The 20,158-nt window shown below is 31.5% G+C and carries 25 protein-coding genes and 1 tRNA gene; 7 read left to right on the plus strand and 19 right to left on the minus strand.

All coding sequences use genetic code 11. The features are described from left to right. Positions 1-221: 221 nt before the first annotated feature. The 3 genes from V8G69_RS14855 to V8G69_RS14865 all read right to left on the minus strand — a co-directional run bounded on the left by V8G69_RS14855 (position 222) and on the right by V8G69_RS14865 (position 3,492). Positions 222-1,919 carry a reverse transcriptase domain-containing protein gene (locus tag V8G69_RS14855; RefSeq protein WP_394882885.1) on the minus strand — a complete coding sequence of 566 codons (1,698 nt, stop codon included), beginning with the start codon at positions 1,917-1,919 and terminating at the stop codon, positions 222-224. A gap of 1 nt (position 1,920) precedes the next feature. Next, on the minus strand, positions 1,921-2,856 hold the full coding sequence (locus V8G69_RS14860; RefSeq protein ID WP_394882886.1) for a hypothetical protein: 936 nt from the start codon (positions 2,854-2,856) through the stop codon (positions 1,921-1,923). Positions 2,857-3,120: 264 nt separating this feature from the next. Next, positions 3,121-3,492, minus strand: a complete 372-nt coding sequence (locus V8G69_RS14865) for a hypothetical protein (protein WP_394882887.1) — start codon at positions 3,490-3,492, stop codon at positions 3,121-3,123. A gap of 33 nt (positions 3,493-3,525) precedes the next feature. Between V8G69_RS14865 and V8G69_RS14870 the strand changes: the two genes are divergently transcribed. After that, entirely contained in the window at positions 3,526-3,756 is a 231-nt protein-coding gene (locus V8G69_RS14870) for a hypothetical protein (protein ID WP_394882889.1), read from the plus strand. Here the strand turns inward: V8G69_RS14870 and V8G69_RS14875 are convergent. Beyond that, entirely contained in the window at positions 3,744-3,911 is a 168-nt protein-coding gene (locus tag V8G69_RS14875) for a hypothetical protein (protein ID WP_394882890.1), read from the minus strand. The genes V8G69_RS14870 and V8G69_RS14875 overlap by 13 nt on opposite strands. Before the next feature lie 167 nt (positions 3,912-4,078). Further along, positions 4,079-5,218: a tyrosine-type recombinase/integrase gene (locus V8G69_RS14880; RefSeq protein WP_394882892.1), complete on the minus strand. Its 1,140-nt coding sequence runs from the start codon at positions 5,216-5,218 to the stop codon at positions 4,079-4,081. An 89-nt stretch (positions 5,219-5,307) separates the two neighbouring features. Between V8G69_RS14880 and V8G69_RS14885 the strand changes: the two genes are divergently transcribed. Then, positions 5,308-5,688 carry a hypothetical protein gene (locus V8G69_RS14885; protein WP_394882893.1) on the plus strand — a complete coding sequence of 127 codons (381 nt, stop codon included), beginning with the start codon at positions 5,308-5,310 and terminating at the stop codon, positions 5,686-5,688. Between the two features lie 11 nt (positions 5,689-5,699). Here V8G69_RS14885 and V8G69_RS14890 read toward each other — a convergent pair whose 3' ends face one another. The 4 genes from V8G69_RS14890 to V8G69_RS14905 form a co-directional block, all read right to left on the minus strand. Next, positions 5,700-6,122 (minus strand): hypothetical protein, encoded by a 423-nt coding sequence (locus V8G69_RS14890; RefSeq protein ID WP_394882894.1) that lies wholly within the window; start codon positions 6,120-6,122, stop codon positions 5,700-5,702. A gap of 47 nt (positions 6,123-6,169) precedes the next feature. Continuing rightward, a complete protein-coding gene (locus V8G69_RS14895; RefSeq protein WP_394882896.1) occupies positions 6,170-6,868 on the minus strand; it encodes a hypothetical protein in 699 nt (232 codons plus the stop codon). Then, a complete protein-coding gene (locus tag V8G69_RS14900) occupies positions 6,861-8,192 on the minus strand; it encodes a tyrosine-type recombinase/integrase (RefSeq protein ID WP_394882897.1) in 1,332 nt (443 codons plus the stop codon). The genes V8G69_RS14895 and V8G69_RS14900 overlap by 8 nt, the downstream gene beginning before the upstream one ends. A 54-nt stretch (positions 8,193-8,246) precedes the next feature. Further along, a tRNA-Met gene (locus V8G69_RS14905) sits at positions 8,247-8,320 on the minus strand. 133 nt (positions 8,321-8,453) lie between these two features. On the opposite strand from V8G69_RS14905, the gene V8G69_RS14910 reads away from it, so the two are divergent. Together V8G69_RS14910 and V8G69_RS14915 are read left to right on the plus strand one after the other, a co-directional pair. Continuing rightward, positions 8,454-8,846 carry an START-like domain-containing protein gene (locus V8G69_RS14910; RefSeq protein WP_394882898.1) on the plus strand — a complete coding sequence of 131 codons (393 nt, stop codon included), beginning with the start codon at positions 8,454-8,456 and terminating at the stop codon, positions 8,844-8,846. A 68-nt stretch (positions 8,847-8,914) separates the two neighbouring features. Continuing rightward, on the plus strand, positions 8,915-9,757 hold the full coding sequence (locus V8G69_RS14915; RefSeq protein WP_394882899.1) for an aminotransferase class IV: 843 nt from the start codon (positions 8,915-8,917) through the stop codon (positions 9,755-9,757). Here the strand turns inward: V8G69_RS14915 and V8G69_RS14920 are convergent. The 5 genes from V8G69_RS14920 to V8G69_RS14940 all read right to left on the minus strand — a co-directional run bounded on the left by V8G69_RS14920 (position 9,754) and on the right by V8G69_RS14940 (position 14,291). Further along, positions 9,754-10,314, minus strand: coding sequence for a YqgE/AlgH family protein (locus V8G69_RS14920; protein WP_394882900.1), 561 nt, complete (start codon positions 10,312-10,314; stop codon positions 9,754-9,756). The genes V8G69_RS14915 and V8G69_RS14920 overlap by 4 nt on opposite strands. Before the next feature lie 122 nt (positions 10,315-10,436). Further along, positions 10,437-10,709: an HU family DNA-binding protein gene (locus tag V8G69_RS14925; protein ID WP_394882901.1), complete on the minus strand. Its 273-nt coding sequence runs from the start codon at positions 10,707-10,709 to the stop codon at positions 10,437-10,439. A gap of 191 nt (positions 10,710-10,900) precedes the next feature. Further along, positions 10,901-11,848 (minus strand): methionyl-tRNA formyltransferase, encoded by a 948-nt coding sequence (fmt, locus tag V8G69_RS14930; RefSeq protein WP_394882903.1) that lies wholly within the window; start codon positions 11,846-11,848, stop codon positions 10,901-10,903. Continuing rightward, positions 11,845-13,749, minus strand: a complete 1,905-nt coding sequence (locus V8G69_RS14935; protein ID WP_394882904.1) for an ATP-dependent DNA helicase RecQ — start codon at positions 13,747-13,749, stop codon at positions 11,845-11,847. Before V8G69_RS14935 ends, fmt begins: the two co-directional genes overlap by 4 nt. Continuing rightward, on the minus strand, positions 13,749-14,291 hold the full coding sequence (locus tag V8G69_RS14940) for an AAA family ATPase (RefSeq protein WP_394882905.1): 543 nt from the start codon (positions 14,289-14,291) through the stop codon (positions 13,749-13,751). The genes V8G69_RS14935 and V8G69_RS14940 overlap by 1 nt, the downstream gene beginning before the upstream one ends. 89 nt (positions 14,292-14,380) lie before the next feature. On the opposite strand from V8G69_RS14940, the gene V8G69_RS14945 reads away from it, so the two are divergent. From V8G69_RS14945 to murA, 3 genes are all read left to right on the plus strand, one after another. After that, positions 14,381-14,674: a DUF493 family protein gene (locus V8G69_RS14945; protein WP_394882906.1), complete on the plus strand. Its 294-nt coding sequence runs from the start codon at positions 14,381-14,383 to the stop codon at positions 14,672-14,674. A gap of 68 nt (positions 14,675-14,742) precedes the next feature. Next, positions 14,743-15,387 (plus strand): DUF4290 domain-containing protein, encoded by a 645-nt coding sequence (locus V8G69_RS14950; RefSeq protein WP_394882907.1) that lies wholly within the window; start codon positions 14,743-14,745, stop codon positions 15,385-15,387. 14 nt (positions 15,388-15,401) lie between these two features. Next, the gene (gene murA, locus V8G69_RS14955) at positions 15,402-16,712 is read left to right on the plus strand and encodes a UDP-N-acetylglucosamine 1-carboxyvinyltransferase (RefSeq protein WP_394882908.1); all 1,311 of its coding nucleotides are present in this window, start codon (positions 15,402-15,404) and stop codon (positions 16,710-16,712) included. Positions 16,713-16,715: 3 nt separating this feature from the next. On the opposite strand, the gene V8G69_RS14960 is transcribed toward murA, so the two are convergent. The 5 genes from V8G69_RS14960 to V8G69_RS14980 all read right to left on the minus strand — a co-directional run bounded on the left by V8G69_RS14960 (position 16,716) and on the right by V8G69_RS14980 (position 20,158). After that, on the minus strand, positions 16,716-17,639 hold the full coding sequence (locus V8G69_RS14960; RefSeq protein WP_394882909.1) for a TIGR01212 family radical SAM protein: 924 nt from the start codon (positions 17,637-17,639) through the stop codon (positions 16,716-16,718). A gap of 115 nt (positions 17,640-17,754) precedes the next feature. Next, positions 17,755-19,059: a cryptochrome/photolyase family protein gene (locus tag V8G69_RS14965; RefSeq protein ID WP_394882910.1), complete on the minus strand. Its 1,305-nt coding sequence runs from the start codon at positions 19,057-19,059 to the stop codon at positions 17,755-17,757. After that, the gene (locus V8G69_RS14970) at positions 19,056-19,523 is read right to left on the minus strand and encodes an SRPBCC family protein (RefSeq protein ID WP_394882911.1); all 468 of its coding nucleotides are present in this window, start codon (positions 19,521-19,523) and stop codon (positions 19,056-19,058) included. Before V8G69_RS14970 ends, V8G69_RS14965 begins: the two co-directional genes overlap by 4 nt. 3 nt (positions 19,524-19,526) lie before the next feature. Next, positions 19,527-19,988 (minus strand): TspO/MBR family protein, encoded by a 462-nt coding sequence (locus V8G69_RS14975; protein ID WP_394882913.1) that lies wholly within the window; start codon positions 19,986-19,988, stop codon positions 19,527-19,529. Further along, positions 19,988-20,158, minus strand: a complete 171-nt coding sequence (locus tag V8G69_RS14980; RefSeq protein ID WP_394882914.1) for a Lacal_2735 family protein — start codon at positions 20,156-20,158, stop codon at positions 19,988-19,990. Before V8G69_RS14980 ends, V8G69_RS14975 begins: the two co-directional genes overlap by 1 nt.

Below are 20,158 nucleotides of genomic sequence, written 5' to 3' on the forward strand. Positions count from 1 at the left end.
ATTCCAGAATTTTGAGAGTTTCGATTTATTTTCTTCCATAATCATGGTTGACTAAATTAAATAACTGCTAACGGTTAATATATGAAAAGTAGGCGATTTCGAAGCACGAAACTTTCGGTTAAACACAAAGTTCGATACTAGCCAAATCCCTTGAATTTTTTACTAATGCGCCTATTTTTTATATATATTGTTGTATGCCGTTTTTTATTATTCAAATGCGATTAAAAATAATAACTTGATACTGAACCTGCATTTAGTACATCAAATGAAAGAGATTCATTTTCGTCAAATAAAGTAGTTAACATTGCTTCATGCTTTGAATCATCTCTTCCATGTAACGAAATAAGTTGTCTTAAATAAGTGCTGTCCGTCTCTAAAGCACTGTCTATATCTCCTGAAGCAAAATCATAGAATGAATTTTTGATTTCAGTTGGCTCAGTAAATTCAATTTTTATACCATGAAACTTGAAAATTGATAAAGCAAAAATTACATCTTTGTCAGAAGGGTCTAATTTACATTTTAATGATGCTTCATTTTGTTTAATAACTTGAGCAACTGCTTGAGAAGCGTTTGTTCCAAGTTTAACAATTGTTGAAATATCTCTTGTTATAATAGTTTTTATAATTTCATATTGGATTAGTAATTCTGGTATTTCTACTAAATTCTCCAAAATCACTTTTAAATCTTTTTCTTTTGCTAGATATATTAACCTTCCAACCAGATATTTTATTCTAGTAATTCTTGTTTTACTTTCTAGTTCATTTGAAACTTGCATTTTGATTGCTTTAATAAAAAGTTCAAAATATTTGTTTCTTAGGTTTTCTGTGTATTCAATTATATCCTCTATTGTAGTTTTTTCAGATTTTATATTTCTTTTCAACCATTCAAAAAATTTAAAAGAAGTGAATGCTGACTTTACTTCTCTAGAATAATCTAGAATCTCGAGCCTAACTTCCATTTCGTTAAATATTTTTTTTAATTGATTGATTTTTTCTGGTTGATATATTGCTATCTTTTTTATTGAACCGATTAATTTAGGCCATTTCCATGATAGGTTAGGGTCAATTCCGCTTTCGTTTTCAAGCCATTCATGAGTTGTAAGTCTAAAAAATTTTGATTCGTCGTGCAAATCCAAACCTAAATTATTCATCTTTTGATGAAGTTCTTTTGAAAATAATTCTATCTCCTTTTTATTACCCATAATAACAATGTCGTCAACATACCTCCAATACCTATTTAGTGTAGTTGTTTTCATAAAGCTGTCAATCTCTTTGAGATACAAATTCGCTAATAAATGGCAGAACATAGGACCAATTAATAATCCAGGGTTTTTTACCTCTTTTTGTTCAATCTTATATTTGTTTATGAATTTTTTGCCAAGTTCAAGATAAAGACTAGGAATATTAGAATCACTACAAGCTTTTATCCATATTTTCTCAATTGTAGAAAGGTTTATAGAAGGATAAAAAGATTTTACATCTAGATATAATACTTCTTCATTTGTTTTATCTCTGCATGCCTGTTGTATTGACAAGAAGCGTTTATTTAATCCGTTGGTATAATGCTTATAAATTGATTCATTAGTATCATTTAGTAAATAACTGTATACAGCTGAATTTGTATAAAAAGAATCGTGTTTAGCGCATTCTGATATTAAAACCGATTCAGATATTATATCATTCGGTGATGGGATGTGTATTTCTCGAAATTTTATTTCATTATTAATAAAGCACTTAAAGTGTTTAATTTTTAAAAAATCAGAAGATTCATTCTTTAACGTAAGATTTGTTGCTACTTCCCTTGCCCAAAGATCTGTCTGACTACTCTTAGAATCTAAATAATATCGTAAAGACAAATATGCTATGATATCTCTTTTACGATATTGATTTAATGATTTTAATGCAATATTGTTTGACATGCTATACTCGTTCGATATTAAACTTTACAACTGCCACACTGGTTCTTTGAGTTTCATTTCTTAGTCCATGCTCAAATTTTGCATTCGAAGTCTCAATTTTAATAGTCTCTTTAGCTCCCATTAAATATTTGAAAGTACTTTTAAACCAATTTACTGTCCTAGGCCAAAATTGATTAATTACAATATTTAACTGAGGCTCTAACCAAATAGCGATAGTCGACTTTCCTGAAAAATGCCTAAAAATCTCTTCAAATTTATCTTGAACTTCTTTCCATTTTTTATCCTGTTCAAGAAATCCAGTAAAATTGGCTAATAAAAGTATTTTATCTGTTGAATTTTGACTAAAAAGAGTAATTTCTTTAATAAGTTGAGAAGTTGAATCTGCTTCTCTAACGTTCCATTCTTCAAACTTTAATTCTACTTCAATAAAATAGTGCTTCAAATATGGGTTTATTTCATCAAAAGATTCTTGAAATATTTGAATTGCTGTTTTCGAAATTTCACCTGCAAGAATCTTCACCTTTAAAGGAAGTTTAGGAAGAATGTTTTCTTCGCGAAGTTGGGCTATGTTACTAAGTAGTGATAGGGAAGCAGCTCCTGTTCCAGAAGGAATATCTGCGATGAATACATCATTTCCAGCTAAGGATTTAACAAAGGCATTTGAAACTTCTTTGAGGTCGTCTTTTGGGTCAAGAAAAGTAAGTTGAAACCTTGCGCAGGATCCGTTATAGCGAAATGAATAATGTTTATGCGTTGCTTCTTCATCAATACCCCCTGTTTCTCCATCGCCTATTTCTTCAGTAGCACTTTTTAGTAAATTTCTTTGATTCAATATAGATTTCCAGCATTTCACTAAAGAATGTGGTAATACTAAAGTTTCATCATCTTTTCTCCATAGTGAAACAGGAATGTCTTCTTGTTTAATTAATCTACTCATACTAGTAAATGTTCCATTTTAAGTCAAACTTGATTATCATATATTAGTATTTTGTAGTAATGGCATACAACGTGATTGTATAAGATTAGTTGCGTGAACTGAATATTAACCTTAAAAATAAGCAATACAAAAGAATCACGCAATAGGTTTCAAAATAGGGAACAACCAGCAATTAATTTTATATGGTGTTGTGTGGCGTTTTTATGTCTAATAACATTCAAGACAAGCATGATTTATTTTATATAAGTCAGCAATTAAATGACATTAAAGAGATTCAAGTTCTTTGTCAGCGTATATTAAAGCGTTCAAAAAAGCGAGAAAATTCAGGTCAACCGACAAGAATTTCCCTTGTAGAAGCGATGAACGATGCGATTGAGGAAGAGCTTTCAAGTAAGACATCGTAACTCTGTGTAATTTTTCGAGTTCATCTTTTGTTTTGTAGATTGTTATATTTCCAATCTTAATATTATAAAAGAACTCGAAATCAGATTCCGATAAAACCTTTTTTAGTTTGTCTTTTGATTCAATATATTCGGTTATACTCATCGATGGTATTTTTTCCATACCACGAACAGTTGTATTATTGCCGTCTATTTTAGATTCAAGTTGTTTTAAGTCTTGTTTGGTTATTTTCATTTGATGTTTTATTTAGTTGCACGATATTCTTTTATGCGTTACAATAGTATGTCTGTTGGTATTGAAATATTAAAGTCAAAGCAGCAAGAGGTAAATCAAGCTATTAAGTCAGTTTATGATATTCAGTTTCCGAAAATTGATTCGTTTGCTACTGAAGGACATAAATTACATTATCACTTTGTTCTACACGATTTAATCAAAAGAGCAAAGATTGAACAGGATAATTTGGAAAATATTGAAATATTGGAAAATCAGTCCAAATAAACGACTGGTAATTCTTGATTTGCATCCAATAAAATATTGGTTACTGTATAATCTCTATTTTCTACTGGATAATAATCTCCGACACGAATACTATCTCCGATTGTATGATTGTCAATTTCTTTGTTTTCTTTTGGGATGTAAAGTTTACATTTCATAAAATAAATTTTTAATTATTAAGTGTCTTAAATGGCACACAACTTAGTTATATGAGTTATTGAGTGACCTATAATGTTCCAAATTGGAGGGATATGGATGGTTTTTATAATATTTTATCATTCTTATTAAATTAGAGTAAGTATTCTGAGCTAATATAATAACTTTCTTACAAATTATCAAAAGGATTTTTAATGTTAATTAAGTTAGTTGTAGAAACATGGGTGTATATCATGGTGGTTTTAGGGCTATTATGCCCTAAAAGTTCTTGTATATATCTTATATCCGTTCCACTTTCTAATAAATGGGTTGCAAAGCTATGGCGTAAAGTATGCAATGTGGCATACTTTTTTATACCTGCCATTGCCAATGATTTCTTAATAACTTGCCTGGCACTTACTTGTGTGTAGGGTTCGTTAAAACGTCCTTCAAATAATAATTTTTTTGGATTGTAATGGTTCATGTATGCTTTTAACATGGGTATTAATCCATTTGATAATAATGTGAACCTGTCTTTTCTTCCTTTAGCAGATTCAATATGTATAAGTCCACGCTCAAAATCGATGTCCTTGGGTTGTAAATTTAAAGCTTCACCAATACGTAAACCTGCTGAATATATTAAGCACAACATGGTTTTGTGCTTTAAATTTTGTGTTGCATCGAAAATCGCTTTCACTTCAGCTTTGCTCAAAACATTTGGTAGTTTCTTGTCTTTATCAGGACGTTTAATGTCGATACTTTCTATATCAATATTTTTAAAATCCAAAAAGTGTTTGATACCACTTATACATTGGTTTTGGTAAGAAACAGATTTTTTAGGAGCAAATATAAAATCGTAGTTAAATTGCTCAATGCTTCTGGCAGAGATTGAAGTTATGTTTTTTAGATTTATATAGCGTAAAAATAGTGCTGTGACTTCAACGTAAGTGTCAACCGTGTTTGGGCTAAACCGTTTTTGTTCCAGCCATTTTTTAAATTTTATAATTTGTATTTTTTGTTCATCAATTAAAGATGGCAATTTATTTATTATTACTGGTTTTTGGGAAACAGGAGTGTTGAGTTGTTTTGTGGTAACCTTAAACGCATCATAATTAACAAACCAGCCTTGTTTCCTGAAATATGTAAATAGTTCGTTTATTCGCTCTTTATAATATGTGGTGTAAAACGTTTTATATGATTTGCTCCATTTAACATCAGGGAAAGACATAACATAATTTTTTACGGTTTCATTGTAATCAAAATCGATAGCTATGTATTGATTTTGATTATGCCAAAGAGGTTTTATTGTAATGAATGTATTGGTTTTCATAAGTTTTTTATCAATATTAAAGAATTGTTTTTAAATTGTCGTATGCTATACGAATAGGATACGCATAAAGTTCACTTAATATAAGATTTATGAGAATTTATAAAGAATGTTTGTATTGCAATAAGGAATTAAAAGGGAGGACTGATAAGAAGTTTTGCGACCCACAATGTAAAAGTGCCTACCAATACCAGCAGTCACAGGAGCACCCTGAGCGCTTTTATAATAGGGTAGATAATCAATTAAAATTAAATAGGAGACTGTTGAAGAATTTTAATAAAGCAGGAAAAGCAACTATTAGAACAGAGCAACTCCATTCAGAGGGTTTTAATCCGAACTATTTTACTCATTATTGGAAAAACCAAAAAGGAGATGTATACCTCTTTGTTTATGAATTTGGTTTTTTAAAAAGGTCAGAAAATAACATTGAAAAATATATTTTAGTACAATGGCAAGAGTATATGAACCATTAGTAAAACAATATTTATATATAAACCACATTTCCAGTTTCAATATCGTAGAAAGGAGATTGGTTAAACATATTTTTGTCCGCATTGTTAACAGGAAAATAGCGTTGGCCCATTATCAATGCCTTCAATTCATCTATATCTTGTCTTCTTGCTGGCTTTTTATGTTCTGGAGTTAATGCACTTTTTCCAAGGTCATATAATGCATTCCCAGTTAAAGTATTTTTAACTCCACCTAATGTCATTGCATTTTCATCAGGTACATTTACAACCTCTCCTAATTCATTTTTTTGCTTTTCTGTTACTTTTGTAACCGTAATCTTGGGCTGTTTCAATTGCCAGTACCTGCTTCTGCAAGAGTTGCTGCAAAACTTTTGTGCACCACGTCTTTTTGGTATATAATCAACACCACAATGGGTGCATATTTCGGTTTTTTTCATTTTATGCGTAAATTAAACGTTCAATTTACGTACAATATCCAAATTATTTACAACATATTGACATTAAAAACCTGTTTTAAAATCATTTTTTCTGCATCTTGCTCTGTTACAAGGGGTTGTTTTATTGTTTTTTGTGGCGTTCTATTGGTGGCATTATCAGGGCCAACAACCAATGTTGCATTTTGGTTGTGGCCTTGATCCTGTCTGTTTATTTCTTTTAAGGTTGATTTGATGATCTCTTCAACATTTAATGGGCTCTTGTTTGCATCTATGCTATTTTTATGAAACTGTTTTACAAAAACATTGACGTGCTTGTCAAAATGGTTCAATTGGATCAGGAACAGACCTTTTATGGTTTCATCAATGTAGTTGGCCTGTTCAATGTTTTCATACATCCAACGGGATATGTACTTCAGGCATTCTATCTGCTCCAGATATTTTTCAAGGATGAAGTTAAACCCAGAAGAACTGGTTATGTTTTGTCTGTCCAATAGCCTATAGATATTGTTTTCCAATTTGGAGCCTTTAAGAACGATCTTGTTGTTATTGGTTCCTTTTTCATATATTATAGGTCCTTTATAGGTATCAAATAACATGATCTTGTTAAAGTACTTTTCAATTTCCAGATTTTTGAAGTTATCTATGACACTATCTGGGATATTTTTGTTTGGTATAAAAAAGATAAACTCTTCCCATAGGTTGGGAAGCAGGCTATTGAAAAACGTCTCTAAGGGGGGGCTATCCATTTTTCTTTTTATTTCTAATATCATTTGAATAATCACCAGGTATGTAGGCATCGATGTCCCTTAGATAGCTTTCCAATGCAATCATTGTGGCATGTCCGGTTATTTCCATCAGTTCACTTTTGGCCTCAAAAGGTGAGGACCCTTTCAAGAGTGATCTATAGAGTTTGGTGATGAAGGTATGCCTGAAACTGTACAGACTGTAATTTTTATCCAGCCCAAAATGGTCCTTGACCACTATCTTGAACCGATGGGTAAAGTGGTTTCTCTTGCTATCTGAACTGGCATCCCATGTTCCGCCTATTTTGTTTTTGGAGAATAAGGGCAACTTGCTGTCCATTTGGGAGAGGTCTGGAAGCTCATCCAGTAAAATGCTCGGTATCCTTTTGGTCTTTAACGTTTTGTTCTTGGCCTTGAAAACGACCGTCTGCTCGTTTATGTTGATATCACCTATGTTGAGCCTGCAGACTTCTTTTGGGCGTAAAAAGTTATAGGAAATGAACTTGATGAAAAGTAACAATATGGGATCCTTTTCTTCCAGATAGCTGAATATCTCTTCTTGTTGGATGTCGGTATATTTTTTGTGCATCTGTGGGATGGCCCTCAGTACCGGGATCTTCTTCATATGGTTATGCTCGATGACCTCATTGTCTTCCAGCACTTGTAGGATACTGCTAAGATCTGCCCTAAAATTGTTTCTGTAACGGGGCGATGAACTGGTAAGGACACTGTTGAGAAAATCCATGAGCACTTTTTTGCTTACCGCTTGTATGGTCTTTATTTTAGGGTGTTCGGATGCCAACCATTTTAAAAGGCTGTTTACCTTATATTGGTAGTCCTGCAACGTGCGATGGCTGACCAGTTTTTTCTTTAGCTTTAGGCCATAATCAAAAGCTTCCTTTAGTGCCATGCCAGGTGCTTCTTCTGGTTCTGGCACCGTTTTGGGTTCTTCTGCCTTTATGGTCTTGGTTACTGGAACTTTTTCATTTTCCTTTTGGTTCAGTCGAAGGTAGAGTGCGGTATTGTCCTCAAATGGGTTGTAGCCTTGCCTTAAAAGTTTTAGCAATATCCTTCTATAGATCACCAAAACTGAAAGCCTTTCCTCTTTTGTTTTAAATCTATTGGCTTTGCCATAAAATGGCGTGACCCGCTTCATCCTACCTTTTTGGGGATCGAAAAAGGAAAAATAGACGTACCAGCGTTGTTTTAAATCGCCACCTGCGTTATAGATCTTTGGTTCGGAATAGTTTCTTTTTATTGACAAATCGTATGCAGTTTTGTATGCACTTTCGTATTCAAATGTAATAAATTTCTTTAAATTGGACATAAAAAAACGGTTTAGTGAAGGCTAAACCGCTGTCTTTATGTGTCTTATGTTTTGTAGCGAGAGCGGGGCACGATCCCGCGACCTCCGGGTTATGAATCCGACGCTCTAACCAGCTGAGCTACCTCGCCATAATTTAAGGCTGCAAATATAAAAACAATATTATTGCCTACAAAACTAAAGTTGTGTAAAATATTATTAATTTTTGTTGTTAAACTTATCAATTTATGTATATATTGAGCATCATAAATTTTAATGATACTTATGGACGAAAAAATTAAATTTGAAATAGAATTTCCAATACATTCATCACCTCAACTATTATATCAATATATATCAACGCCATCTGGTTTGTCTGAATGGTTTTCAGATAATGTAAACTCTCGCGGTGAATTATTTACTTTTATTTGGGATGATAGCGAAGAGCAAGCTAAATTATTAAACAAAAAAAGTGGTGAACGAGTAAAATTCAGATGGTTAATTGACGAAGAAGAAGAACTCTCTACTTATTTTGAACTTAGAATTCAAGTAGATGAAATAACAAAAGATGTTTCATTAATGATAGTAGATTTTGCTTACGAAGATGAAATTGATGAAGCTAAAATGTTATGGGAAAATCAAATTTCTAGTTTAAAGCAAGTTTTAGGTTCAGCTTAGATGATATAATTATACTTTAATTTATATTTGTCCTTATCCTAATTTCGGTTGGGCTAAGGATTTTTTTTATGGTTAATTTTAATGGAAACATAACAGACAACAATAATTTTTTATCTGTAAACAATAGAGGTTTTAATTATGGTGATGCCCTTTTTGAAACAATAAAAACATCTTACGGAAAAATACTTTTTTGGGAAGATCATTATTTCAGGCTCATGGCATCTATGCGTATTTTGCGTATGGAAATACCTATGAATTTCACTATGCAGTTTTTAGAACATCAAATACAGGAAACACTTAAATCTAACCAGTTAGAGAACAATTCAGCTAGAGTGAAATTATTGATTTTCAGAAATGAAGGCGGATTGTATTTACCAGAAGTAAATGAGGTAAGTTTTTTAATTAAAACCTCCAAATTAGAAGATGATTTTTATTTTTTAAATAATACTCACTATGAAGTTGATTTGTTTAAAGACTTTTATGTTTCCCCATGCTTATTGTCAACTTTAAAAACCAATAATAAAGCGATTAATGTTGTTGGAAGTATTTTTGCTAAAGAAAATAACCTGCAGAATTGTTTATTATTAAACACAGAGAAGCAAGTAATTGAAGCATTAAATGGAAATATGTTTTTGGTTAAGGATAATACCATTAAAACCCCGCCTTTAACAGATGGTTGTTTAAAAGGTGTTATGAGAAAACAAATTATAAATATTTTAAAAGAATTACCAGATTACGATTTAATCGAAGAATCAATTTCTCCATTTGAACTTCAAAAAGCTGATGAGTTATGGGTGACAAATGTGATTATTGGAATTCTGCCAGTAACAAATTATAGGAAAAAGACTTATGATAATAAAGTTGCTAAATTATTATTGCAAAAGTTGAATGTGAAATTGAGATTGAATTAATTATAATTAGGGTTTTCAGGAGCGTTAGACCAAATGCTATATTCTCCACCAAATTCTAACATTTTTTCTTTCCAAAAAGTCTCATAGTCTTTTTCTATAATGTTTTTCTTGTAAACATTTTCGGTGACAACCCAAGAATTTGATTTAAGCTCTGTTTCTAACTGATTTGATTTCCAACCTGAATACCCAAGAAAAAAACGAATATCATGTTCGTTTATTTCGTTATTAGCTATTAATTCAGCTACTTTATTAAAATCTCCACCCCAATAAATACCAAAGGAAATTTCAATACTATCAGGTATTAATTGTGGAATTTTATGAATGAAATATAAATTATCTTGCTCAACAGGGCCACCATTGTAAACCTTAAAATTTGCTTCAACCTCAGGAACCAAATCATTAATAGTATATTCTAATGGCTTATTTAGAATAAAACCAATAGAACCATCTTCATTATGATCTGCTAGTAAAACAATTGACCGATTAAAAGAAACATCACCAATAATAGAAGGCTCTGCAATCAGTAAATCACCTTTTTTTGGCTTTGTTATAATCATATAAAAACAATTAGTTTTTTAAAGCTAATATTTATTTATTAAAAAAACAATAGTTTCACGCTTTTTTAAAAGAAAAATGCCTTCTTGTTGGAAGGCATTTTTAAATATGAAATAAAGTAAATTTAGTTTATTGCTCTAGATAAATCTGCACCAGCTTTAAACTTAACTACTTTTTTAGCTTTAATTTTGATAGTAGCTCCAGTTTGAGGGTTTCTTCCTTCTCTTGCAGCTCTTTTAGAAACTGACCAAGAACCAAAACCTACTAGAGAAACTCTGTTACCTTTTTGTAAAGCACCTTCGATATCGATTAATAACGATTCCAACGCTTTTTTTGCAGCGGCTTTAGTGATTCCAGCATTTTCTGCCATTCCGTCAATTAAATCTGTTTTGTTCATAATATAAAATTTAATTATTAATAATTTGTTTGTTAAACATTTCTGTTAAATCCTATACAAATTTATACGGATTATGAAATCATGCAAGTAATAGCAAGGGAAATGCAGGTTTCTGTTGATAACTTCTGACATTTGTTAATAAAGCATATGTAATTTATCGATAATTTAAAAATATCAATAAAATTAAGGGTTTACAGCATTTTTGAACTGCTTTCAAATTGATATCCATTTAAGAGTGATTTAATATCCATATTACGCTTTCCAGGTAGCAGCATTTCTTTAATTATTATGAAACCATTTTTTGCGGCAACTTTTACTTCTTGCTTTGAAGAAATAACGGTTCCAATATCAAAATTATGTTGAAAAACTTCTTTATCGGCTTTTAAAATTTTAACCGATAATTCTTCATTTTTATTAATTAACGTGCACCATGCACTAGGATATGGGCTTAAACCTCGAATTTTATTATAAATCGTATCTAGTGAATCTTCCCAGTTAATTTTACAATTGTCCTTATTTAGTTTATAGGCTGTTTTTATATTTTCCGGATCTATCTGTGGAGTGGTTTTTACCGAACCATTTTTAATTAATGAAACTGTTTGAAGCACTAATTTGCTTCCAAGATTCATAAGCTTGTCATGTAAGCTACCAGCATTTTCTTCTGAGTCAATTAAAACCTCTTCTTGTAGAATCATTTCTCCGGTATCTATTTTGTCATCAATAAAAAAGGTTGAAACACCTGTTTTTGTTTCTCCATTAATAATTGCCCAGTTTATGGGTGCAGCACCACGATAATTTGGTAATAGAGACGCATGTAAATTAAATGTACCCAATTCTGGCATTTGCCAAACAGCTTTTGGTAACATTCTAAATGCAACAACAATTTGAAGATTTGCATTAAGGTTTTTCAAGGTTTTTAAAAAATCTTCATCTTTTAAATTAGTTGGTTGAAGTATATTTAAGTTTTTGGAAGATGCGTATTGTTTTACAGCACTTTCATGCAGTTTACGTCCACGTCCTGCGGGCTTGTCGGGAGCAGTAATAACACCAACAATGTTGTAATTATTTTCAACTAGTGCTTTTAGAATGGTTACAGCAAAATCTGGTGTTCCCATGAAAACAATTCTTAAATCTTTCATTTGTGGAAAAGTTTATATGTGTTTGTTTTTGTAACTGAAATAATTTGATGTTCTAATAACAATTGCAATACTTTTTTAATGTCATCTTCAGAACAATCTAATTTTGAAATGATGTTTCTTGATGAAAGGTCGCCATATTCTAATAATTCAATAACACGATTTCTTAAAGTTTTTAAATCTTGAGGGTTTTTGGCTTTTTTTGTGTTAGTACAAACAGAACAAATACCACAAGGCTTTACATTTTTTTCTCCAAAATAGGTGAGAAGTTGTATGCTTTTGCAAATACTATCATTTTTAATATAATCAATCACCGCATTTACTTGAAACTGTTTTAAATTGTTTTGTTGTTCAATAACAGAAGCTATTCTGTTAATGGTTTTATCGTCTTCACGAGGTTGAATAAAAGTAACTTGAGCATCTGTTTTTGATAAATTCAAAGAAATGATGTCGTCTTTTTCAAGTTGCTTTAATGTTGAAATAATTACAGGTTCAGTAGTTGACGCTTTTTCTGCAATGCGAAGTGTGTTTATTTTAGTGTCGTGTTCAAAAATGCCTCCATACATTCGAAGTAATGTTTTTACAATGAGCTCAACATTTTTATGGGTTTCCAAATAATGAAACACCACTTGGTTTGAAGCTATAATTTGAACAGAAACCTGATTGTGAAATTGTCTGGATAAACTTATTACGCTTGTTCTGTCTAATAAAAGCAAGGCATTATAACATAAAATACTACTAAAATTATATACTTTACAAAAGCTGTTAAAATCAAAATCATAAGTAGTAAATTCACCTTCGCCATAAGAGATTTGAAAATAGTTGCAAAGTTTTCTATAAACCTGCTTAATGAAATCTACACCAGGTAAAACTCCCAAAAACTGATTTTTAACTAACAGTTCATCACTATTATTTTTTAAAATAACTGCAAATGCTTTGTCTCCATTTCTACCAGCACGACCAGCTTCTTGGAAATAACTTTCCATGCTTTCTGGCAAGTTAAAATGAATGACGGTTTTAACATCTGGTTTATCTATACCCATACCAAAAGCATTTGTTGCTACCATAACTTGCTTTTGGTTGTCTAACCACAGTTGCATGTAAGAGTCTTTTTCAGCATTTGTAAGACCTCCATGATAATAGGTTGATGTAATTCCTTTCTTTTCTAAAAATGAGCTAATTTCGAGTGTTAATTTTCTGCTTCTAACATAAATTATTGATGAAGCTGTGTATTTTTTTAAGATGCTTTCAATACGATAAAACTTATCGTCTTCATGCAATACCAAGTACGCTAAATTGGGTCGTGAAAATGATTGTTTAAAAACTTTAGGCTTAATAAAATCTAACTCACTAATAATATCTTCAACCACTTTTGGTGTTGCAGATGCTGTAAGTGCAACTACATTAACGCTAGGTTGTAATTGTCTTAACAGTGTAATATTTTTATAAGCTGGCCTAAAATCGTTTCCCCATTGCGATATACAATGCGCTTCATCAACAGCAATTAAATTAACATTCATTTGCTTAATGCGTTCTTGAACCAATTCTTGCTGTAAGCGTTCTGGAGATAGATATAAAAATTTGTAATTGCCATAAATGCAATTATCTAACATAGTATCTAACTGCTGAAGAGAAATGCCACTGGTAAGAGCCATCGCCTTAATGCCTTGGTCTTGAAGTTTCTGCACTTGGTCTTTTATAAGTGCAATCAAGGGTGAAATAACAATACAAATACCTTCTTTTGCTAATGCTGGAATTTGAAAACATAATGATTTTCCACCACCAGTAGGCAATAATACAAAGGCGTCTTCACCTTCCATAACAGCGTTTATTATGTCTTCTTGAAGAGGTTTAAACTCGGTAAAGTTCCAATAACGTTCTAATATGTTTATTGGATGTTGCATTATAGCAGGTTTAAAACCTTTAAAATATGGTTGGTGCGGTTTTCAACAGTATCAAATGGAACATCAAGTAAATTGTAATTGTAGCTTTGGTATGTATAAAGTAAGTGTTCATGAATTTGTTGTGCCTGATCAAAATTTTCATAACGTTCATTATCGCTGATATAAATATCTTCCCAAGGTTTTAAAATAAAAACATAATCATAAACATGATTTTTACAGCTATCTATAAATGTTTCAGGATATACATCACCTATATAATCCATATAAGCTAATATATCTGGAACTCCTCTGTCAAGAAATACGGGGTTTGATATATGGTTACTAGCTTCTATATATTGATTTTGTCTACCTTTAAGCAATAATTCGCTAAACAATAACGGGTTTGTTAAAAACAATTGGTCAACTCCACTTTTTTTTGCTTCTAATGTTACTTGACGCGAAATTTCTTCAAAACAAGTAAAACCCCTTTTAATGAGTTCTTTAATTATAGTTGATTTTCCTGTTCCTGGTCCGCCAGTAATAACAATTTTTTTACTTTCCAATTTGATGCTAATTTGGTGTAAAATTCGGAATTTTAATGTTTAAAAAAAAATGCAATGGAAAACGTATCTTTGCGACTTATTAAATTATTATGAGCACAAGTCCAAACCCTGAAGAATTTTACGAAAAATTAAAAGGCCAGTTATATCAAACTAATAGTTGGCCAGCTGAATATTTATATAAATTTATTATTAAATCTGATATTCATAATATTGCTAAAATTGAAGCTATTTTTAACAATATAGGAGCCGTTATTAATACAACAGAATCTAAAAACGGAAAGTACACAAGTTTATCAATTAATGTACTTATGCGAAACCCAGACACTGTTATTGAAAAGTATAAGGAAGTTATAAATAAAGTTGAAGGTGTTATTAGCCTTTAATTTTTTTTTGTACTTTTGGACATGCATAACAACTACATGCAAAAACTTATAATTCTACACACTTTATTTTGACAGACAATTTAGAATACAACACAGAACGTGAGCATTTAATCATACCGGAATATGGTCGCCATATGCAAAAGATGATTAATTACGCTAAATCACGTGAAACTAAAGAAGAGCGCGATAAATTAGCAAAAGCTATTATCTCAGTTATGGGAAATTTACAGCCACATTTACGTGATGTACCCGATTTTCAACATAAACTTTGGGATCAATTATTTATCATGTCTAATTTTGAATTAGATGTTGATTCTCCATATCCTAAACCTTCAAAAGAAATTTTAGAAGAACATCCAGAGCCTTTAAATTATCCTCAAAACTTTCCAAAATACCGTTTTTATGGAAATAACATCAAAACCATGATTGATGTAGCGAATACTTGGGAAGAAGGAGAGCTTAAGGAGGCCCTAATTTTCACTATAGCAAACCATATGAAAAAGTGTTTTTTAAATTGGAATAAAGACACCGTTGAAGATGACGTTATTTTTCAGCATTTATATGAATTATCAAATGGTAAAATAAATCTTAAAAATGCTGATGAAGATTTATCAGATGCTACAAGTTTAATGCGTACCAAAACAAAATTCAATACTACAAATAAAAAAGGCGGATTTAAAAAAAATACAAATCGTCCAAGAAAACGCTATTAAACGTATAATATAGTATGGGAACATTTAAAATTGAAGGCGGTCATCAATTAAAAGGAAGTATACAACCTCAAGGAGCCAAAAACGAAGCATTACAAATTTTGTGTGCTGTTTTGCTTACTCCAGAAGTAGTAACCATAAATAATATTCCAGACATTGTTGATGTTAATAAACTTATCAATTTACTTAAAAAATTAGGAGTTAAAATTGAAAAGTTATCTCATGGTTCCTATACATTTCAAGCGGATGATGTTAATTTAAAATATTTAGAATCAGACGAATTTAAGGTTGATGGACGCGGTTTAAGAGGTTCCATCATGATTGTTGGTCCATTGTTAGCACGTTTTGGTAAAGGTTACATTCCAAAACCGGGTGGCGATAAAATTGGTCGTCGTCGTTTAGATACTCACTTTGAAGGACTTATTAATCTGGGAGCCAAATTTGGTTACAGTAAAGAAGAACAATTTTACGGTGTTACTGCAAAGCGCTTGAAAGGAGCTTATATGCTTTTAGAAGAAGCATCTGTTACTGGAACTGCTAATATTGTAATGGCAGCTGTTTTAGCTGAAGGAACAACAACTATTTACAATGCAGCTTGCGAACCTTACTTGCAACAACTGTGCAAAATGTTAAACAGAATGGGAGCCAAGATTAGTGGTGTAGGTTCTAATATGTTGATTATTGAAGGAGTTGAAACCTTAAAAGGAACAACACATACCATGTTACCAGATATGATTGAGATTGGTAGCTGGATTGGGTTAGCAGCTATGACCAAAAGTGAATTAACCATTAAAAATGTAAGTTGGGATGATTTAGGATTAATTCCTAATGTGTTTAGAAAACTTGGAATCACTGTTGAAAAACGTGGTGATGACATTCATATTCCAGCACACTTGGATGGTTATGAAATACAAAGCTTTATTGATGGTTCAATTTTAACTATTTCTGATGCACCTTGGCCTGGGTTTACACCCGATTTGTTAAGTATTATTTTGGTAGTAGCTACACAAGCCAGAGGAAGTGTTTTAATTCACCAAAAAATGTTTGAGAGCCGTTTGTTCTTCGTGGATAAGTTGATTGATATGGGAGCTAAAATTATTTTGTGCGACCCACACAGAGCAACCGTTATTGGGCACGATTTTAAATCAACTCTAAAAGCAACCACTATGACATCACCAGATATTCGTGCCGGAGTTTCATTGTTGATTGCCGCTTTATCTGCTAAAGGGACGTCTACTATTCAAAACATTGAACAGATAGATAGAGGTTACGAACGTATTGATGAGCGTTTAAGAGCTATTGGTGCTAAAATTGAAAGGGTAGAGTAAGATTTACTGCTTATAGTATTTTCCTTGCCAAGTATTTTTTTCTAAAATTTTCTTGTCGATTTTTGCGACTATTTCGAAGTTTTTAAAATGCCATTTTGGAGCTATTAATAAATCTAAAGGAGCTTCGCTAACAAAACGTTCTATAATAATATCAGGTCGAAGCAATTCAATAAACTCAGCAATAAAGTCTATATAATTTTCAGAAGTAAATAAATTGAAATTTTCAGGATTCCTCTTATATTGGCTTGCCATTATGGATTGTTTAACAATTTGCAAATGGTGAAGTTTTAGGGTTGTAATTGGAAGTTTAGAAATTTCTATAGCGTGATTAAGCAATTCTTCTTTGTTTTCGCCAGGTAAGCCTAATATTAAATGCGCACCTAAATGAAATCCTTTGTTTTTGCATAAGTTATAAGCGGTTTTGGTTTCTTCAAACGTATGGCATCTGTTGACGTTTTCTAAAGTTCTGTTTATAGTACTTTCAACTCCAAATTCAAGAGAAATAAAGTATTTTTTTGATAAAAATGATAGGTAATCAATAGTCTCTTCAGAAATACAATCTGGCCTGGTACCAATAACCAATCCGACTACTTTTGGTACGTTTAACGCTTCTTCGTACATGCTTTTTAGGGATTCTAAATCGGAATACGTATTGGTATATGCTTGAAAATAAGCTAAATAGTTTTGAGTTTTATATTTTTTAGAAAAGCGATTAATACCTTCTTCTAATTGTTTTTTAATACTTTTTGTAGAAATGCAATAATCTGGATTAAAGGTATTGTTATTACAATATGTACATCCTCCAAAACCTTTAGAGCCATCTCTGTTTGGGCACGAAAAACCAATGTCTATGGATATTTTTTGTACTCGTTCTCCAAATGTGGATTTAATAAAAGATGAGTAATCTAAATAGCGTTTCCCTGTCATTGGTATATAAAGAAGTAGGATGCAAAATTATTAAAAAATAAGCAGATAGGTGGTGATAAAACAGATTGTTATAAAGGTAAAAAGTAAACGGATTGCTTATTTTATGGAAATGACTTTAATTTAAAGCTTCTTTATAAACCTCTAAGCAACGCTCTCTAGCAAACTTATGATCAACAATAGGTTTTGGGTAGGTAAGTTCCTGAAAATCTGGAACCCATTTTTTGATATATTTTAAGTCTTTGTCAAACTTTTCAATTTGTGTAGTAGGGTTGAATATTCTAAAATATGGAGCAGCATCAACACCACAACCTGCAACCCATTGCCAGTTGCCAACATTACTAGCCAACTCATAATCATGCAATTTTTCGGCAAAATATGCTTCTCCCCAACGCCAGTCAATCAATAAATGTTTACATAAAAAACTGCCAACCAGCATGCGAACGCGATTGTGCATAAATCCAGTTTTATTTAATTGACGCATGCCGGCATCAACCAATGGATAACCAGTTTTGCCTTCACACCACGCTATAAATTCCTGCTCATTATTGCGCCATAAAATACGATCATATTGTGGTTTAAAGCTTTGGGTTGTTGTGTGTGGAAAATGCCATAAAATCTGCATAAAAAACTCGCGCCAAATAAGTTCTTGCCAAAAGATCTCATTTTTTTCAGAAATTGCTTTTTCAATTATAGAACGAATACTAACAGTTCCAAAACGCAAATGTGGCCCCAAACGAGAAGTAGAGCCCTGTGCTGGAAAATTTCGGGTTACTTCGTAGTTTTTAATTAAATCAGATGAAACGTTATATTCTTTTATTTTTTGTGAAGACGTTTTAAATCCCATTTCTGAAAGATTACAACCAACTACATTAAAGTCCTTAACAAGCTTAGATAAATTTGATTTTGAATCATAATGTCTTATTTTTTTAGATTGGAATACAGCCTTCCATTGTTTCATGTAAGGCGTGTAGACCACATAAGTTGTGCCATCATTTTTTACAATGTCATTTTTTTCAAAAATGACTTGATCTTTATAGGTTTTAAATTCTATGTTTTGAGTTGCTAAAAAGTCTTTTATTTTTTCATCCCTTTTGGTAGCATAGGGTTCGTAATCATGATTTGTATAAACCGTTTCAATAGAATAATTTGCAATGAGTTGTTTATAAATATCAAAAGGTTCTCCGTAGTAACAGGCTATATCGCTTTGGTAATCTTTTTGAAGTGTTTGCTTTAGGTTTTGTAATGTTTCATAAATGAAAGTGACTCTGGCATCATTTTCTGGAAGTTGTTTTAAAATATTAGAATCAAAAATAAAAACTGGAAGCACAGGATTTTTACCCTTTAAGGCTTCAAATAATCCTGCGTTGTCTTCAAGTCTTAAATCACGTCTAAACCAAAAAATATTTACTGATTGTTTCATGGTTTATAAACACCAAAGAGTTCTTCTAATTTTTTGGCTCTGTAATTAAATATTTCTTCAAGTTTTGGTTTTACCAAAATAGGATGAACTAACTGACCAAGAATTCCAAAAGGTACTTTATAATCTATTATATCTTCCATTTCAATACCATCGTCTATTTCCTTTATAAAGTGCTTGTGATGCCATAATCTATACGGGCCAAAACGTTGTTCATCAACAAAATAATGCTTATCAATTACATGTGTAATTTCAGTTACCCATTTTGTTTTAATGCCTAAAACAGGTTTAACAATGTATTGTATAATTTGACCTGCGAACATAGGTCTTTCTGCACCTGATAGAATATTAAAACCCATATAATCTGGCGAGATAGTTTTTAGATTTTTAGGATCTGACAGAAAATCCCAAGCTTGTTGCATGGTAATAGGTAAATTTTGCTTTTTATGCAAGGTGTAAATCTTCATGGTTTAATTGTAAAGTAATACGTATAGGTTAAGAGAGCAAGCAATACACAACCATAAAAAATAGGGTAGTATTAAAAGAGATTTAAGAGCCATATGTTTTCTGAAATCATATAAAAAAATAGCGATAATTATGGTAAGAGACATAATCACTAAAAGCCCAAAGCCAATGAGGTGCTGATTGAAAAAAATAAAATTCCAACCTACATTTAGTAAAAATTGTATGGTAAAGAGTATTTTAACTTTGGTATTTTGTAATGTCAAAAATAAGTAGGCCATATAGATTGAAAAACATATCATGATGCTTGTCCATGCAAAACCAAAGACCCAACCGGGTGGTGTCCAAGGAGCCTTATTTAAGCTTAAATACCAATCAGACCTTGGGCCATTTTCCATAAACCATATACCTAATGCCAAAGCACCAAAGTTAATAACCAGAAAGAAAATTAAGTATTTTATGAGTCTCATTAATTTGGGTTTAAACGGTCAATTTTATTTAATATATCTTGAGCCTCAGCAAATTTTTTTTCGCTTTCTTTTCTGTTTATATTTAATAAAGTATGCCATTCCTGCATTAACTTTTCATATTTATTTTGAAGTTTTTCTGCTTCTGATTTAGGCTTAAATAATGAAATCAT

Source organism: Gaetbulibacter sp. M235 (genome assembly GCF_043876835.1).
GTDB lineage: Bacteria > Bacteroidota > Bacteroidia > Flavobacteriales > Flavobacteriaceae > Yeosuana.